Annotated in this window: 15 protein-coding genes and 1 pseudogene; 4 read left to right on the top strand and 12 right to left on the bottom strand. The window is 44.3% G+C overall.

Annotated elements, in window-relative coordinates; all coding sequences use genetic code 11:
* Positions 1 to 46: 46 nt before the first annotated feature.
* From cyaB to BCT49_RS22290, 4 genes are all read right to left on the bottom strand, one after another.
* On the bottom strand, positions 47 to 598 hold the full coding sequence (cyaB, locus tag BCT49_RS22305; protein ID WP_102438275.1) for a class IV adenylate cyclase: 552 nt from the start codon (positions 596 to 598) through the stop codon (positions 47 to 49).
* A 99-nt stretch (positions 599 to 697) separates the two neighbouring features.
* Positions 698 to 1,831: a lipocalin-like domain-containing protein gene (locus tag BCT49_RS22300; RefSeq protein ID WP_102438274.1), complete on the bottom strand. Its 1,134-nt coding sequence runs from the start codon at positions 1,829 to 1,831 to the stop codon at positions 698 to 700.
* The gene (locus BCT49_RS22295; protein ID WP_102438272.1) at positions 1,831 to 4,374 is read right to left on the bottom strand and encodes an ABC transporter permease; all 2,544 of its coding nucleotides are present in this window, start codon (positions 4,372 to 4,374) and stop codon (positions 1,831 to 1,833) included. The genes BCT49_RS22300 and BCT49_RS22295 overlap by 1 nt, the downstream gene beginning before the upstream one ends.
* Positions 4,361 to 5,077 carry an ABC transporter ATP-binding protein gene (locus BCT49_RS22290; RefSeq protein WP_102438270.1) on the bottom strand — a complete coding sequence of 239 codons (717 nt, stop codon included), beginning with the start codon at positions 5,075 to 5,077 and terminating at the stop codon, positions 4,361 to 4,363. Before BCT49_RS22290 ends, BCT49_RS22295 begins: the two co-directional genes overlap by 14 nt.
* A 424-nt stretch (positions 5,078 to 5,501) precedes the next feature.
* On the opposite strand from BCT49_RS22290, the gene BCT49_RS22285 reads away from it, so the two are divergent.
* Positions 5,502 to 6,008, top strand: coding sequence for an AAA family ATPase (locus BCT49_RS22285; RefSeq protein ID WP_102438383.1), 507 nt, complete (start codon positions 5,502 to 5,504; stop codon positions 6,006 to 6,008).
* A 128-nt stretch (positions 6,009 to 6,136) separates the two neighbouring features.
* Here BCT49_RS22285 and BCT49_RS22280 read toward each other — a convergent pair whose 3' ends face one another.
* The 4 genes from BCT49_RS22280 to BCT49_RS22265 all read right to left on the bottom strand — a co-directional run bounded on the left by BCT49_RS22280 (position 6,137) and on the right by BCT49_RS22265 (position 11,878).
* Complete coding sequence (locus BCT49_RS22280) at positions 6,137 to 6,697, bottom strand: ricin-type beta-trefoil lectin domain protein (RefSeq protein WP_102438268.1); 561 nt, start codon at positions 6,695 to 6,697, stop codon at positions 6,137 to 6,139.
* 45 nt (positions 6,698 to 6,742) lie between these two features.
* Entirely contained in the window at positions 6,743 to 7,483 is a 741-nt protein-coding gene (locus BCT49_RS22275; protein ID WP_102438264.1) for a DUF1499 domain-containing protein, read from the bottom strand.
* A gap of 90 nt (positions 7,484 to 7,573) precedes the next feature.
* Positions 7,574 to 10,711: an efflux RND transporter permease subunit gene (locus tag BCT49_RS22270; protein ID WP_102438262.1), complete on the bottom strand. Its 3,138-nt coding sequence runs from the start codon at positions 10,709 to 10,711 to the stop codon at positions 7,574 to 7,576.
* 3 nt (positions 10,712 to 10,714) lie between these two features.
* Positions 10,715 to 11,878, bottom strand: coding sequence for an efflux RND transporter periplasmic adaptor subunit (locus BCT49_RS22265; protein ID WP_102438260.1), 1,164 nt, complete (start codon positions 11,876 to 11,878; stop codon positions 10,715 to 10,717).
* A gap of 477 nt (positions 11,879 to 12,355) precedes the next feature.
* Between BCT49_RS22265 and BCT49_RS22260 the strand changes: the two genes are divergently transcribed.
* Entirely contained in the window at positions 12,356 to 12,577 is a 222-nt protein-coding gene (locus BCT49_RS22260; protein WP_102438258.1) for a hypothetical protein, read from the top strand.
* A gap of 129 nt (positions 12,578 to 12,706) precedes the next feature.
* Here the strand turns inward: BCT49_RS22260 and BCT49_RS22255 are convergent, their stop codons facing one another.
* The gene (locus BCT49_RS22255) at positions 12,707 to 13,696 is read right to left on the bottom strand and encodes a zinc-dependent alcohol dehydrogenase family protein (protein WP_102438256.1); all 990 of its coding nucleotides are present in this window, start codon (positions 13,694 to 13,696) and stop codon (positions 12,707 to 12,709) included.
* 20 nt (positions 13,697 to 13,716) lie between these two features.
* Positions 13,717 to 13,803, bottom strand: a pseudogene (locus BCT49_RS26400) (phytanoyl-CoA dioxygenase family protein); the annotation flags it as partial.
* Between the two features lie 89 nt (positions 13,804 to 13,892).
* Here BCT49_RS26400 and BCT49_RS22250 point away from each other — a divergent pair.
* Both BCT49_RS22250 and BCT49_RS22245 read left to right on the top strand, forming a co-directional pair.
* Positions 13,893 to 14,168: a hypothetical protein gene (locus BCT49_RS22250; protein WP_102438254.1), complete on the top strand. Its 276-nt coding sequence runs from the start codon at positions 13,893 to 13,895 to the stop codon at positions 14,166 to 14,168.
* A gap of 30 nt (positions 14,169 to 14,198) precedes the next feature.
* On the top strand, positions 14,199 to 15,410 hold the full coding sequence (locus BCT49_RS22245; RefSeq protein ID WP_102438252.1) for a B12-binding domain-containing radical SAM protein: 1,212 nt from the start codon (positions 14,199 to 14,201) through the stop codon (positions 15,408 to 15,410).
* 167 nt (positions 15,411 to 15,577) lie between these two features.
* Here the strand turns inward: BCT49_RS22245 and BCT49_RS22240 are convergent, their stop codons facing one another.
* Positions 15,578 to 15,919 (bottom strand): hypothetical protein, encoded by a 342-nt coding sequence (locus BCT49_RS22240; protein WP_102438250.1) that lies wholly within the window; start codon positions 15,917 to 15,919, stop codon positions 15,578 to 15,580.
* A 119-nt stretch (positions 15,920 to 16,038) separates the two neighbouring features.
* Complete coding sequence (locus BCT49_RS22235; protein WP_102438248.1) at positions 16,039 to 16,827, bottom strand: phytanoyl-CoA dioxygenase family protein; 789 nt, start codon at positions 16,825 to 16,827, stop codon at positions 16,039 to 16,041.
* Positions 16,828 to 16,896 lie beyond the last annotated feature (69 nt).

Here is a 16,896-nt window from a genome sequence, read left to right as displayed (position 1 = left end):
TGGAAAAAGAGCGCCCAAAACGAACTATCGACGCCATAGCCTCTTGCTATGCTCCTTTTTCCACGAACATTTGCTTGTATGATTTCGTTTGCAAGGCTTTTGGTGTTAAACCAAATTCATTCGCCAGACCTTCCAGTTCAACTTTGTAGTCCGATAACATAGATTCATCATCTGTCATTATTGCGAACTCAGCAAAATCACCGATACCCGCCAAGGAATCGACGGTAATATGAAAATCTCCAACAAAGTAGATGCTCCGTGTTTTTTCCGCTTTTAGCACCACTTCAAATCCCATGGTTTCCAACATGCTGCGAGCTTTCGAGGCGTCAGTAATATTTGTCGCTTCACATCGGTCTGACTCAGGGCCTTTTACTATCCACAACTTGATACCCGAAGGTTCCATCGTCCGAATACACACGCTTTTATTCTCGGCATGTAAGGTTTTATCTGATAAATCAAAATACCAGTCACATTCAACATTATCTTCGAGCATAACTTCGTGAGGCATTAACTGTAAGACTTCAAGAAAGGTCGATTTCGAGTCAAGACGATACTTAAGCTCAACTTCGTATTTACCTTGGAAATGATTGTGGTTCATAAGCTACTTCAACGTAAAAATAGGATTCTAACATAGGAGAAAGCGGTAAAATTTGAGTAGGCGCATAGTGCCGTATTAAGACGGTTCGTGCCGGTATGCCTAATACCCCGTTAGCTCCATATAACCCGTGCCTGAGTATGTTCCTTCAATCACAATAGGCCCTTCCCAATAGGGAACCGATAGTGGCATTTTTGCTTTGGGGTTCAGTGCCGAGACTGTCAGTTCTATTTGCTGGCTTGGAATTGAAACCTGCCACTCTGTTGGATAATCGCGCCCATCGATTTCTGTTTGCTTGATGGCGGTTAGTCTGATGTCTTGCTGTGAAATCGCAATGCCAGAACCATCTTGTTGCATTAACCTTGCGTGAGCATAACTGGCTTCGCCTGTTGTTGAGTTTCGTAGTTGGAACACGACTAAGCTGGTTTCATCATCGAGCCTTAGTGCAAACCAATCCCAGCCTTGTTGCGAGTCGAGTAAGAACTGCGAGCTCCACTCTCTGTCTATCCAACCTTCGCCCGAAACCTGATGTGTCACGCCATCAATCGTTACTTCGCCTGATACATCGATGAATGGCTGGCTGTAGTAATAGGAAGCCACTTTGCCATCGCCACTTTTGGTGCTGTAGCCTTGCTCGCCTTGTTTCTGATATGGCGAGTTACTGGTGAGTATTAGCGAGTAGCCAAATTGTTCTGAATTGGCATTCAGTGTCGTAGGGAAGAGATCATCGGTAGAAGAGTTCCACTGCCAATCATCAAGGTAGACACGAAATGGTGAAGCATCCACGCCTGCCAGTTCTGCTTGGTCACGAGACCATTTTTCATCGGCATAATGTTTGTCTTCGGTTGTGACCGCACTGTGCGCCATGTAGATCTGTTGGCTTTGCCATGCGGTTTGCTTTGTTTGTTCGGTGCTATTTTCTGGAGTTGAGGCAAAGCGGAACTGTGTCCATTGCACCCCCAGAGTATTGCCATTTTCATCAATGAGGTTGGCGGTTAAATACCACCATTCATGACGAAATCTTGGGTGTGCTTGGTGGTCGGCAGGGAAAGTGATCTCTACGCCTTTAACTACCGGTGTGAATTGCTCATTCTGCTTTTTCTCATTGTTACCACCGAGTATTGCCCCCATATTTTGAGCTAATTTTGGATCGGCTCTCTCACAACCCCACAGAAATAACAGGTTAAGCAAGACTGCGGATATTTTGATTAGCTTACTCTTCGCGTTAATAGTCATCACAACACCTCGCTCTGCAAACTGGATACCACGGGTTTACTGACTAAACGCCACAGTGGAATTAAGGTCGCAATCACCGCCACTAGAATCGTGATGGCGGCAATACCGAGGGCATCACTCCAGTTCCATACGTAATTTAGACTCCAACCAAAGGCGCGCAGGGTAACGATGTCCGTCAACACATAACCGACCATAGCACCGAGCGGTATGGCGATAACCAGAGTAAAAGCCACAAGCACAACGATTTGCCCGAGCACCATCGCCATCAGCTTCTTACGGTTGACACCTAGTGCATACAACCTTGCGATGGCGGCCTTACGAGCATCAAGCAACATGAAACACGCACAGAACAAGCCAATGACGGCGACCATTAATGTAACGCCATTAAGCGCACGAGTGATGGCGAAGGTTTGTGAAAAGATATCCAACGCGAGTGATTTGATCTGTGCTTGGTCGTAAAGCTGACTTGGGTGCAAATTGAGTTGTTGGCGAAGTTGCTCGTATACCACTTGTGGGTCGCCAGAGACTTTGACTCCCAAGCTGGTGGGTAAGTCCGTAAAGCCGCTTTCAAGCCATAAATTAGGGGCAAGCAACACTTCGCCATTAGGGGAGCCGTAATCGTGAAAGATCGCACCAACCACCAGTGATATGTCTGGAATAGAGTCGAGTTCAAGTTTGCTGTTCAATGATAATCCGAGCTTCACCGCCGTGGGTTCGCTGATCGCCACTAACTCACCTTGGTAAAAGCGTGACCAGAAGTTATCAAGCTGCGATTGGAACACCATGGTTTGCTCTAATGTATCTTTGTCTTTGGTGCCGAGTAACGTGGGCAGGCCCTGCAAGTTATCATCGACATAGTATTGTTTATAAACGGTTTCAACGTTCTCAAACTGTTCTAATGCGCGCTCGACATTAGCGATTTCACCCTGAGCAGGGCTAACGTAAATGTCGGCATGCAGTCGTTGCTCTAACCATTGCTTTAGGGTGGATTCAAAGCTTCCGACTAAGGTATTCATTCCCATGTTGGCGGTAACCGCAAGCAGCAGCGCCATCATCGCGAGGGATAGTGGAGATATCAGCTCTCGCAGTTCAGCAAACAGGTACTGCATCAATCCTGACTGAGTGCGCTGTTCGCTCCAATTTGCTAACACGCTGAGCGTTTTGGGGAGATACAAAGGAATCGACACCACTAATAGACCAAGCCACGCCATGGTGAAGCGATGATGCTCACTGAGCCATAAGCCCACCAATGCGATAACGGTCAGCACTACGCCGATGGTAAACAATTGGTTTTCGTTTGAAGCCTCTGGCGCTTGGTAAAAACCACCATAAGAAGAGAGCGGTTGTCGAATGCGCTGCTTAAAGTGTTGCCAACATGCGATTAACGTAGCCGCCAACGTAAGCAATAAGGCTTGTGCTAACCATTGCCACTGCCATGTACCGGGCAATAGCGTTGCGCCATAAAGCTGTTCAAGGGTTATCGCTACGGTTGGGTGTAGCCAATGGCTCACCTGAATACCCAAAATGAAACCGAGTGATGCGCCTAGTGTGACTAAAACAGTGAGCTCGATTAGCAGAGCAGAGAACACGATGCTTGGTGAAACTCCGGCTTGCTGAATTTGTACTAACAGCCGATTACGTTTGAGCAAGCTGTACTTCACGCCGTTGTAAGCGATGAACAAACCAACCAAGAACGCCAGTAAGCTCATGGCAGTGAGGTTGAGGTGAAAGCTGTCGGTAATAGATCCGAGATCGGTACTTTGATTATTGGTGATCCATTGCCCTTGCTCTGCGATCAGATTCTGCCATTTGTCTTGCGCGTGGCTCTTGGTATCAAAAACAGCGATGTAGCTCAGCTGACCTTGCTTATTCAGCAGTTGTTGGGCGAATCCAATGTCCATCAACATACGACTACCCAGTTGCCATTCATCGGGCAGCACTACCACTTGGGTGACTACTTCATCCAAAGTGAGTGTTTCTACTTCGTCTAAGCTTTGGTGTTGCGACTGGCTCATCATCACGATGGGCTTGCCAGCTAACAATTGAGGAAGCGGTAAGGCGTTGTCGAATAGGGATATGTTTTGACTGTCTTCTGAGGTTCCATCGTTTTCGGCTGGCTTGTCGGTAGAATAGCGAGATCGTGAGGTGAGAGCAGCGATCAATTCACTGCCTTGTACAGACCAACGACGACCTTGATCGTCTCTCACTCGCCCTTCAATCACAGGCAATATTGCGCTCAAGCCATTTTGTCTTAGCTTGAAGTAGAGCGATTCTGGTAAGTAGTTTTGCCCTGCTGGTGGAATGATCAGGTTTTGCGCTTGAGCGCTCAGTTGTTCGGTGGATTCAGCGTAGCTACGTTTGGCATTCAGATTGATGGCTTGCACCGCGACAAACAGGGTGACCGCCAACACGATACCAATCAAGATGGCCGCCGCTTGTAAGGGCGATTGGCGATAGTGCGCAGCGAATAGGTTTAGCGTAAGTTTTGTGTGAGTCAGCCAGGCGTGATTTAACCTACAGTGAGTTAAGTTAGATTGCAGCATGAGGCTTCTCACTGGCTTGATTTTGGTTTAGCTCTACACGCTTTAACTCTCCATCATCTAACACCAGTTGAGTCTGCATAAAATTGGCACATTCAGGGCTGTGTGTAACCAGTAATACGGCGGTGTTGCCTTGTGTGGTGATTTCGTTCAATAGCCTCATTACCTCTAAACCGGCTTTGTGGTCGAGGTTGCCTGTGGGTTCATCGGCAAGCAGCAGTTTCGGTTTATGGGCTAATGCACGTGCGATCGCCACTCGTTGTTGCTGGCCGCCAGAGAGTGCTGATACATGTCTATCGAGCAGTTCACTGATGCCTAGCGCTTCCACTAAATAATCACACCAGTCGCCCCATTTTTGTTGATTCAAATGCAACGGAAAGGCGATGTTTTGTTTTACGTTGAGTGGGGTTAACAAGTTGAACTGCTGGAAGATAACCCCCAGTTTTTGATGGCGGTAGCGACTCCAATGTGGGTCTTTCCAAGCTGATGTGTTTTTACCATCGAGCCACAACTCACCTCCTGAAAGTGGTTCAAAGCCTGCTATTAGGTTGAGTAGAGTACTTTTCCCGCTGCCACTTGCTCCTGTCAAAGCCACACTAGCGCCCGTCGCTAAAGTGAAGTCGACGCTCTCTAACACGTTATGAGTGTCTTTGCCGTCAACAAAGCTTTTGCTGGCCTGTTTAAGTGTGACAACTGGGTTTTCCATTTACTCTCCTTGTATCCAACAATGACTATCAAACTGTAGACAACAATTTCAAATAAGAGAGCGATTTATATCGAATTATTAATAACTTGTACTTTGATAAGAGAGAAATAGATCAGTGAGAGGTGGAATTCGGACTCTCGTTGGGTCTTTGAATTATCACATCGCCTTGGGTTATTTATTAGAAGGTTTTTTACGGCATCTAAGGGTAGCCAATTCCAACGCTTGGTATCTGGATGAAGATTATTTTGTGTGAGGATAAGGCGAGCGAAAGCTGTATCCCTAACATATTTTTTTCCCATAGCTTGTTAGTGTTTTTAATCACACATGCTCCGTTAAAGGTGTTGCATAGAAGACGAAATTATCTGGATGTAGAATGCAGATAAGATCTGTACTGAATGAAGTTTATGCAAAAGGCGAAAATCAATTGAATCAACCTGTTTTATATATATTTTCGGGTCTCCCAGCTTCTGGGAAATCGACATTAGCGAAGTTGTTAGCAGAGAAAACGGGAGCGATGTATGTTCGCATTGATACTGTAGAGCAAGGGCTTAGAGATCTTTGTTGCTTCAAAGTTGAAGGTGAGGGTTATCGTTTAAGTTACCGTATTGTTAAAGACAATTTGGCGTTAGGTATTAGCTGCATTTCTGACTCTTGTAATCCAATTGAGCTAACTCGAAACGAGTGGCAAGAGGTAGCGGAAAGTGTTGGTGCTAGGTTTGTCAATATTGAAGTTAGCTGCTCTGATCGTGAGGAACATGAAAGAAGGGTCATCACTCGACAAAGTGAAGTCGAAAACCTAAAGCTACCTGATTGGCAACAAGTAAAGAATCGTCACTATGAGGAATGGAAAACTGAAGTTATTAAAATCGACACGTCAGGTAAAAATACCGAAACATCATTTATAGAATTGACGGAAAAGTTAGGTGTTTAATACTCAGGTAGAGTGACGTATTGAAAATCTCAATCTTTCATTCAACAATAAATGTGACGTTACATATATGCAATGTCACCTATAAAGCATTGGGTTGTGAAACAAATAGATTAACCAATGAGTACTTGTTACTTAGAAACAACAGTCCACTTCATTAGAACCGGTTTTGCTTCCTCACACTGAATCAGTTCAAGTGGAGGTTTCACCCATGGGCCCGCTTCTTGAGTTTCTGATGTCACTGCCAAACAGTAGCTAGAGTCCGCTTTTAATCGAATGGTTTGATCATTTTCGCTATACACAAAACCTTGGCTTTTTGCGTCGCTACACTTTAGTAACGCGAGTTCACTTTTCCCTTTCGCAAGAAGCCCTTGCATGCACAGTCCCTCAAACGCATAGGATTGAATCTTGTGCGTTTCGCTGTCGTATTCAAATCTCACATCATGACCAGAATAGTTACGAGGAGAACCTTCGGGCGCTTTGGGCTTACAGGTGTGGGTCTGCATTAATTCGGATTGACCAGGGCCGTAGGTATCAATACAAAATCCATAACCGTTTGGCTCATCTAAATTATCACTTAATACAATGTACGGAGGTTCTGTCGGCACATTTGGCTCTGCTGCAAAGAGAAATGAAGGGGCAGCAATTAAGCTAGATGCAACAATGATTTTGGTTATATTTTTCAGGTTCATATACATTCATCCTTTAATGAATTCCGTTGTTGTTACGAAAACAGATTACTGGTTAAAACTTTCGGTGAACTTAACAATTCGGCCTGCATTGGCACCTTTATCACTGCGACCAATTCGAGACACACTACGAATATCGATGCGGCTTTTGTTGTTTATTGGGGTAACTTGAACGACCACATCGTCCATAAAGCCAAAGAACGTCGTTTGAGCTGTCGCTTCAAAGCGTAATGCTTCAGGGAATCTTGCAACAATTTCCCAACCTTTCTTCTGCGCAACATCCAGAGCTTTTTCGTATGCATCTTCAGCAGAGAGGTTAGACTGAATTGGCTTAATGTATGGGTACAACTTCCTCTGTACTGCTGCAACTTCCTCCCCTGCATAAATCAGAGAGTTTTTGGCACCGGCACGCGTATCATCCAGCACCAAAAATTTAGGTGGGTTTGTGGTATCGGTTGTGATGTCATGAATTGCAGGCCCACGTTTCATGGGGTGAATCATGCCATGGATCATTGGCGCGACGAGGCCAAGCCCTATGAATGCCGCAACCAGAGATTTGATAGCCCCAGTACGATTACGAGTAACACATTGGTAGATGATCCCGAGGGTACTTAACGCGAGCAAAGAGAGGCCGATTGGGTTGAGATAATTGCGAATATAACCAAAGCCAACAATAGGATCCCATAAGCCCATGCGAGCTCCAAAGATCATTAGCGCAACCACTAGCACAGCAGCAAAAGCGATGACTAATAATAGTGTTCCAATACGAGAGGTACGTTTGTTTGTCATTTCTATCCTTTGAAAATGTTTAGAGAGTAATGATGAGCCACTCCTAGGCTCACCATGTCTCATTTTGTTAGTACTTGATTTTGTGATTGCTCAGTTTGGTTGTTCGGCTTTGTTTGCGATTTCTGCCTTGTCATCTGACTTGAACAGTTTGCAGATCAAGACAAAAAACAATGGCGCGAAGTAAATGACCAATAACGTCGCTCCCATCATGCCGCCAAGAACAGACGTACCAATCGCGTTACGAGCATTAGCACCCGCTCCCGTACTCAGCACCAAAGGCAACACGCCGAGTCCAAACGCCAGTGATGTCATGATTATCGGGCGCAGACGCATTTCACAGGCTTGTACCGTTGCATCAATAATGTTGACGCCTTTTTCATAAAGCTCTTTTGCAAACTCAACAATCAAAATTGCGTTCTTGGCGGTCAAACCAATGGTAGTTAGAACGCCTACTTGGAAGTACACATCGTTTTCTAAACCTCGCAACATGATCGCAGCCAGTGCGCCGAGTATCCCTAATGGAACCACCAGAATAATCGCAATTGGAATGCTCCAGCTTTCATACAAAGCGGCTAAGCAGAGGAAAACCATCAAGATGGAGATCGCGTACAGAATTGGCGCTTGGTTTCCAGCTTCGATCTCTTGATAGGACATTCCCGTCCAGCTCACCTGTACATCGTTTGAAATCTCTGCGGCTAATCTATCGATTTCATCCATCGCTTCACCAGTACTGTAACCAGAAGCTGCTTCACCGACGATTTCTACTGCAGGGTTGCCGTTATAACGTTGTAACTGTGGTGAGCCTTGACCCCAGTGATAAGTACTGAAAGCTGAGATTGGCACCATCTCACCGTTGTTGTTACGCACAAACCATAAGTTCAGGTCTTCTGGTGTCATGCGATATTCAGCATCGGCTTGAATGTAAACCTTCTTAGAGCGACCACGATCGATGAAGTCATTCACGTATGACGATGCCCAAGCAATTGACAATGATTGGTTGATGTCATCAATTTCTAGACCTAGCACTTTGGCTTTTTCATAGTCGACATCAAGGAATAGTTGCGCGGTATCCTCAAGGCCGTTTGGTCGTGTACTTTGCAATAATGGACTTTGAGCCACCGCCGCCAGTAACTGGTTTCTGAACTCAATCAGTTTGTCATGGCCAACAGCCCCCACGTCTTCTAGGTAGAAGTTAAAACCCGTTGAAGTACCAAGTTCTCGAATTGCTGGGCTACTAAAAGCAAAGATTTGTGCATGTTTGTAATTTGAAAACTCACCCATTACACGGCCGATAATGGAATCAACATCGGTTCCGGGTTTAGTCCTTTCTGACCAATCTTTCATGCCAATAAATGCCATCGCTGCATTTTGCCCAGAGCCTGAAAAGTTGAATCCAGACACGGTAAACACGTGATCGACAGTATGTGATTCGTTCTCTTCAAAATAATCTTTGATATCCAACATCACTTCTTGCGTTTTTTGTAATGTGGTCCCTGTTGGTGTGGTGACCATCACCATGAAGTCACCTTGGTCTTCATTTGGCAAAAATGAACTTGGTAGCACGTTGTATAGGTAAGCCGTGCCGGCAAAAAGCATTAGATAAACAAAAACGAAGCGCAGTGGACGTTGTAAAGCGTGTTTAACTGAACCTCGGTATTGGCTGGAGAGCTTGTCGAACCCTCGGTTAAACAGTGCAAAAAATTTATTGCTCGATGTTTTATCGACAGGCTTTAGAAGCGTTGCGCACAATACGGGAGTCAGAATCAATGCCACAACAACAGATAACACCATTGCTGAAACAATCGTCAAAGAGAATTGTTGGTAGATAACGCCCGTTGACCCTGACATGAAGGCCATAGGAATAAATACAACCGACAACACCATCGTAATACCGATTAAGGCACTGGTAATTTGTCCCATTGATTTTTTGGTTGCTTCAAGAGGAGATAGGTTCTCTTCATGCATTAAACGTTCAACGTTTTCCACAACAACAATGGCGTCATCAACCAGAAGGCCGATAGCCAAGACTAAACCAAACATGGTGAGTGTATTGATCGAGAACCCCAGCATGGCCATAACACCGAAGGTGCCAAGCAGTACGACTGGTACGGCGATGGTTGGGATTAAAGTTGCTCGTAAGTTTTGCAAAAACAGCAACATTACGACAAATACAAGCCCAACCGCTTCAAAAAGGGTTTTGACCACTTCACTGATGGATAAACGGATAAATAAGTTATTGTCGGTGGTTTTAACCAGTTCTAGTCCATCCGGAAAACCTTTTGAAAGTTGTTCAAGTTTTGCATCAACCGCATTTTGTGTGTCTAACGAGTTCGCGCCGGTAGCAAGGGTGATAGCAATACCAGAAGAGTCCTTACCCATGTAAGCAGGAATAGATGAAGATTCTTCACTGGCTAACTCGACACGTGCGACGTCTTTGAGCTTAATTTGAGAGCCGTCACTGTCGACTTTGATTAAGATATCTTCAAACTCTTCAACGCTGGTTAGTAGGCTTTGCGCCGTGATACTGGCATTAATTAACTGAGAATCAACAGCAGGCGTTCCGCCTAATTGCCCAACGGTAACTTGGCTGTTTTGAACCGATACTGCATTCGAAACATCAACAGGCGTAAGGCTATAGCTGTTCAATTTTGCAGGGTCTAACCAGATACGCATCGCATAAGATGGGCCGAAAATAGTCACTTCGCCCACACCGTTCACACGGCTTAGGATGTCCTTAATGTTTGAGTTAGCGTAATCTTGAATATCTCCCGCACTCATGCTGCCGTCAGGAGAATATAAGTTGGTTACCGACATAAAACCTGACGTACTCTTGGTGACAGAAGTACCTTGATTTTGTACCGCTGTCGGCAGGCGATTACTCACTTGCTGTAAGCTGTTCTGCACCTGTACCTGAGCGATATCGGGGTCGGTATCTGCACTAAACGTCAAGGTAACACTCGCACTACCAGAAGAGTCACTTTTAGACGCCATGTATAACAAGTTATCTAACCCTGTCATGCCTTGTTCGATGACCTGAGTAACGCTGTCTTCAATTGTTTTTGCTGAAGCACCAGGGTAAGACGTTGAAATGGTCACGGCTGGCGGTGCAATTGTTGGGTATTGTGCGACTGGCAAAGAGACGATAGCCGCAATGCCTGAAAGCATAATGACAATGGATATCACCCAAGCAAAGATCGGTCTGTTAATAAAAAAGTTCGATAAGGACATGGTTTATTCCTCGCTCGCCAAAGCAGGAACAGCGCTGCTTGTACTGCTATCGACAACAACTGCAATATCATTTTTCATGTTGATAATATTAGTGATGACGATTTGCTCACCGCTAGATAGTCCTTCTTTAACTACCCAACCGTTGCCAACTTCATTACTGAGAACCACTGATTTTTTTACTGTCTTTTTGTCTTGGTTGACCACAAAAACGGAAGGCTCACCAGACTGACTTCTTACCACTGCAGATTGAGGAACGACAAGGTAGCCTCGTGCTTCTGGCATTGAAATATGGGCGCGAACGTACATACCTGCGAGTAAAGTATTGTCAGGGTTTGGAATGATGGCACGTAGCGTTACTGTACCTGTTGAGTCCGAGACTAGCGTGTCGGAAAACTCTAAATGGCCTACTTCATCATACGCACTGCCGTCTTCTAACGTGATGGTTACTGGGATCTCCGCATCTTTGTCGGTGAAGGTCGCAAACTCTTTTTTGATTTTGGTAATCGCTAACGAAGATTGCTGCATATCCACGTAAACATTTGCGGTTTGCACAATTGTCGTCAGGTAAGAAGACTGTTCAGAGGTCAACAAAGAACCTTCAGATACCAAAGAGAGGCCAGCTTGACCTGAGATAGGTGCTTTGATTTTGGTGTAAGACAGTTCAATGTTGGCATAATCCAATTCCGCTTGGCGGATCGCGACTTCAGCTTGAGCTTCTTTGTAAAGCGCATCGGCATCATCAAAATCTTGCTGACTGGTCAGTTTTTTTCTTAATAGTTCTTTATAACGAAGTGCCGTTTTTCGAGCGGTATCTTCGCTCGTGAGTGCTTTCGCTAATTGGGCTTGTGCGCTATTAACGTTGGATTGATAAGTGGTTGGGTCAATTTCATAAAGTACTGCATCGGCTTCTACCTGAGAACCCTCTTTGTATAGACGGCTTTTGAGAATACCCGTTACCTGAGGTCTCACTTCGGCTTGCTTAAACGCAGTAATTCGCCCTGGCAACTCGGTAGTTAAACGCAGTGTTGTTGGGGTCAAATCTAAAACATCAACATGAATAGGACCTGGAGCTGGTCGTTGTTCCATAGCTTGTTCGCCACAGCCTAATAATAGAGAACTGGAGAGAAGTAAACCCAAAGGCAATCTTAACGCGTGGGGTAGAGACATAATGAAACCTTATCCTAGAAGCATAATTACAAACATAAAAAAAGAATAGCAGCTACATGGTTAAGGCAGGGTTAAGACCGAGGATTGTTATTATTAATAATTTGGGGTTCTGGAAGAGTCGCTTCGTTTACTGAACAAAAACTTGGTATTACGAAAATGTATTGAATACTAATTCAGTAAAGTACGGACTCACAACTATCCGTTACTTTGGTCTGGAATTAGAAGACGCACTGTTGTTTTTATAAGACATTGATTGTAAGTAGAAAGAAACCCAATTTCGTAGGATTTCCTCCATCACCGACAAGCTGCTGCATCATTGAGTGTTCGAGTGTCTATATTGGCACTTGTAATGAATTCCCCCATTTATCGTAAGGTGCAGCAACTCACGCTCTGTAAATACCGTCTGTCGCAATTATAAGAACTATAGCTAAAGCAGCTTTATCATAGAACTTAAAATAACAGCAGAAAGAAAGCATCATGAATGGTAAGAACATAAGAATAATTTTGAGATGGGTACACATCGCGTTAGCACTATTAGTTGGTGCGGCTTTCTATTCACCCTTAGGAAACTATGAAGCATATATTACAGCTACGTTATGGGGGCTAATACCAGCGCTTGCTTTAACAGGTGTGGGTATGTGGAAACAGTCGTCAGTTATGAAAGCTTTAAAGCCGGTAAGCAAGAAAGTGCACCAGTAAGTGGAAAGGTTACGCGAGAATCAGTAGATCTCGCGTTTGTTCTTTGGGTTGTTGACTCATTGCTGTCCAAAAACGTTACCCCCCAATCTTTCTCCGGCGACACTTCTGATATAAAAGTGCCTCTTTTACCTAAACCGGAAGTAAGATGATCTTGCCATTCAGCTGTGTGGTTTTTGATTCAATAAGATCAATAGCAGTCTGAACTTCACTTAGTGGAATACAGCGGTCGACGTCGAGCTGTATGTCGTTGGTGATGAAATGGTCCAGCATAGTAGTGAACTTGTTACGACGGACATCTTTCCCCTCAGCCTCTTCCCAATAACGTAAGAAGAAAGTACTGAAATCGATAGCTTGTTTTTTTGCGTGCTCGAAGAATCGCGGTTCATAAAAGTCGAGCGAAAGCGTGCCATAGTTGATCAAACGCCCTTGGCTGCCAAGGGTACGAATAAGTTCGGTTCCGGGCGTTCCGCCAATCGCATCAAAGGCAACAGTCGGTCGAGGTAAACCTAACTGTTGAATCTGTGCAACCAAATCACTTTTGGCATCCAGCACATAACATGAAGTCGTTTGAGTGCGCTCAGGTTGTGACGTCACGGCAATGATTTGAAACCCAAGTGATTCCGACAACTGAGAGAAAATCTTGCCGATGGCCGAACTGCCAGCATTGATGATCAACACATCTTCTTTGGTCAACTTCGCCACTTCCGTCGTCAGTACCCACGCGGTGAGCGCATTAATGTACAACTGACAGGCGTAGCCATTATCTAGGTGCTGAGGAATGTGGAAGAGGTTGTCTGGTGACACATCGATATAGCTTTGCCATGTGCCGCTTGTTGCTATAAGCACTCGCTGGTTCAGAAGAAACTCAGAATGGCCAGACTCCATAACCGTTCCTACCGCTTCAAACCCCGGAACTCTCGGTGGCTGGTGGCTGTGTTTGTATTGCCCCACACCGTAAATCGACAACAGATCACTAGGATTGATGTTGGTCGCTTCAATTCGTACTCGAACCTTATCTTTATCAAGCGCTCTTAAAGCGACATGCTCTAGCTTGAGAGACTCTTTCGGCTGACCGAAACGAAACTGGCTAATTCGGGTATTTTGCTTAGTGTCAGTCATGGTTCGGGTACCTTCATGGATTATGAGTACTGCATTGATTTTAAGTGTAGCGTGTTCATAAACAGTCTTGAGTCGATAATATTGATCAACATTGATGCTGTTGGCAATCTATTGTTCAAATTGAAAATAGTTAACCAAAAGTTGACCAACACCTATCTACAATGATTCCTAGTTTGATGACTAGGAGTTAAGAAAGATGAACATGCCTAAAGTAATGTCTAAGTGGAAAACATTGCTGGCTCTGACCATGTGTTTTTTTGCTCTTAAGTTTCATCTACTTCTGATTTGGGGGTTATTTTGCTGGTTTTGGGGGTGGGAAAACCTTCGTGCTAAAGAAGCCTTTTTTGTTGAACGTATTGAGCTAAAAGATCATCCAGTTTTGTTTACCTTGATCATCATCAGTTGGTTTGTGATGGGAGGGATATATTTCTATATGGACAATAGGGTCTTTGAGTTCTTTAGTTCTTTGTAGCTAGGCATAAGTGAATGATTAGGACACGTTATGAAAATCTATTTAATTAAAGCGTCTGCTGGCAGCGATTACTCAAAATACAAAGCCTCGACTGGTGGCCCTCCACAAAACATATTTTCAGCCGCTGCTGCAACACCAAAATGGTACGAATTAGATATGGTTGATGAAACCATAGGTGCAAAAGCCGATCTTTATACTGATGCCGATTTGGTGGTGATATTTATGTCGACGCCTGATGCTTATCGGGCTTACGAACTCGCTTCCAAATATAAGAAAAAAGGCAAGCAAGTCATACTCGGTGGGTTACATACTAAGTTTAATCCTACAGAAGCGGCAGTGTATGCGGATTGTTTGGTGATGGGAGAAGTTGAGAACTACTGGGTTCAGCTACTACGCGACGCAGAGTTTGGTTCATTACAACCTATTTATGAAAGCTCTGAGCCTGTCGAGCTCAGTATGCTCAACCCATATCCAACAGATATCATCAATCCAGAAGCGTACAATTATACATGGTCAGTAGTTGTGACAAGAGGTTGTCCATTCAAATGTAACTTCTGTTTGGTGCCAAGGTTCTTTGATAAGTTCCAGAAAAGGCCAATTGAAAATATCGTCAGTGAATTAGAGTATCTCAAGACATTAGGTGTTGAGTGGGTTGAGCTGCACTCTGACAACCTCACTCATGACCGTGAATATGCTATGGCTCTATTTAAAGCCATTAAGCCGCTTAAGATGAGCTTTTACGGGGAAACAACAGTTTTGATTGCTCGCGACACAGAGTTGCTTAGTGCAGCGGTGAAGTCAGGGTTCAAAGCGGTATTGTTAGGTATCGAAACACCATCTGAAGAGGCATTAAAGGCACAAAAGAAAGGCTTTGTGAAACCCTCTAAGATGAAAGAGTACATTGCTGAGATAAGATCACATGGCATTGAAGTATGGGGAGATTTCTTGTTCGGTTTTGATGAACATGACACTTCTATCTTCAAACAAACACAGAAGTTCGTTGAAGATATCAAGGTTGATAAGGTGATCCCACACTACATGATTCCGTTTCCCGGTTCTGAGTCTTTTAATCAGTTAGAGCGAGAGGGGCGACTCCTTACTAAAGATTGGTCCAAGTACGATGGTAGCCACCCGGTGTATCAACCAAGTCGTATGAGCGTTGAAGAGTTAGAGGAAGGCTTGTATTGGATTTGGCGGAAGAATGTGAGCTTGAAAGAAAGAGTTGTTGCTTGGTTCAGTTAAAATTTGTTCTTTATTGAGCTGAATACATGGAATGAAAATCGCGAGGGCTATAAATAAATTTGGCTATCCGGATTCATGACTGAATTAGCTCATTTTAAAGGCTCCATGTGGAGCCTTTAAATAAAGTTTTCACCAAACTTACTTGGCGTAGCTGTGAAACTCCGCGATTAAAAACCATAGCTTTGTTTGATTGGTTCGCAGACTAGTTTATATTTTGCGTCCGCAGCTTCTTTCCCAGCAAATTCTAACATCGCTTCTGAATAACCCATTGCAGTGCCGAACTCTTCCATTATATAAGGGTCTTCTTTGACACTCACTGTGCGATCTTTCGATAGTTCTACAATAAACTTGGCGTAGTCTTGGTCTTTATCTAAGCCTGCCGCCCAACCAAAGCAGTGCGCAGCATCTTGTTTAGGGAACTCGTTAAAATCTTCGCCATTCACTTCAGCTAAAGCAGTACCCGAAACAAGTGCTGTAAGTAGTGAAATACTAGTAATTGATTTTTTCATATGGCTTATCTCGAATATTGAATATGAAGCTATCTTATTGCGAGCGCTATGAATTAAATGTGAACATATTTGTTATTATTTTTAAGTCACGTGACCTTCGGTGTAACTGTGTTAATCGCTTACGAGCACTGCATCGACTTTAAGTGTAGCGTGTTCATAAACAGTCTTGGATCAGTAATATTGCTTAGCATTGCTGACGTTGGTAAACAGTCGTCATCAACGTAGTCGACATAGTCTGCTGCTGAATCAAAGATTAAAATATCCAATGCTAAACGATCTAATCCGTATCGACCTCTGTGGATCATATCCGCTGAAAACACCAACAAGTCGCCGGCTGCTAACGGTATCTGCTTGCCGCCAGAGATGTCATCGCTGCTTACCTTTCCATTCTCTTCCTGGCGAACGTTGTATTCTTCTTCGTTGTCCCAGCGCTTGTGTGTTCCGGGGACAAGTTCCATCCCAGGCTCATCAAATATTGGTACACGGAGGTGTAATACTTGGGTTTCCATGATGACTTTCATTTGGTCATCAATGTCATAGTCGTATTGACAGTCGCGATGCCAGAAGTCTTTTTGTTGAGGGTTCACAGGGTTGAAGAACAGCTGCGTGTTCATGAATGCAGGTTTGTTCGGTATGACCGCATCGACCACTTCCATGACTTTTTTTGAGCTGATGAAGTCAAACAGTACGGTTCTATCGTCGGCGGGTAGATACTCGCTGCCTGTAATCAAAGATGAGTTAAATGCCTCTTCTTGATAGAACTCTTCGTTGTCTGCTTTCCATGATTCATGGAATTTGAGCACGACTTCTCTAAGCGATGCAATCTGAGCTTCATCGAAATAATTTCTGATAACAAAGTAACCATGTTCGTCGTATTGGTTACTTAGTTGTTGGCCGTTTTCTACCACTGATTACCTTCGTTCATTCTGTACCGTGTAATAACCACGTATTTCTTGGGCGCATAATGCCAGACAGGT

The organism is Vibrio lentus, from assembly GCF_002875945.1.
Lineage (GTDB): Bacteria > Pseudomonadota > Gammaproteobacteria > Enterobacterales > Vibrionaceae > Vibrio > Vibrio apostichopi.
Note: the sequence above shows the minus strand (reverse complement) of the source record. Positions and strands in the feature narration are given on the sequence as shown.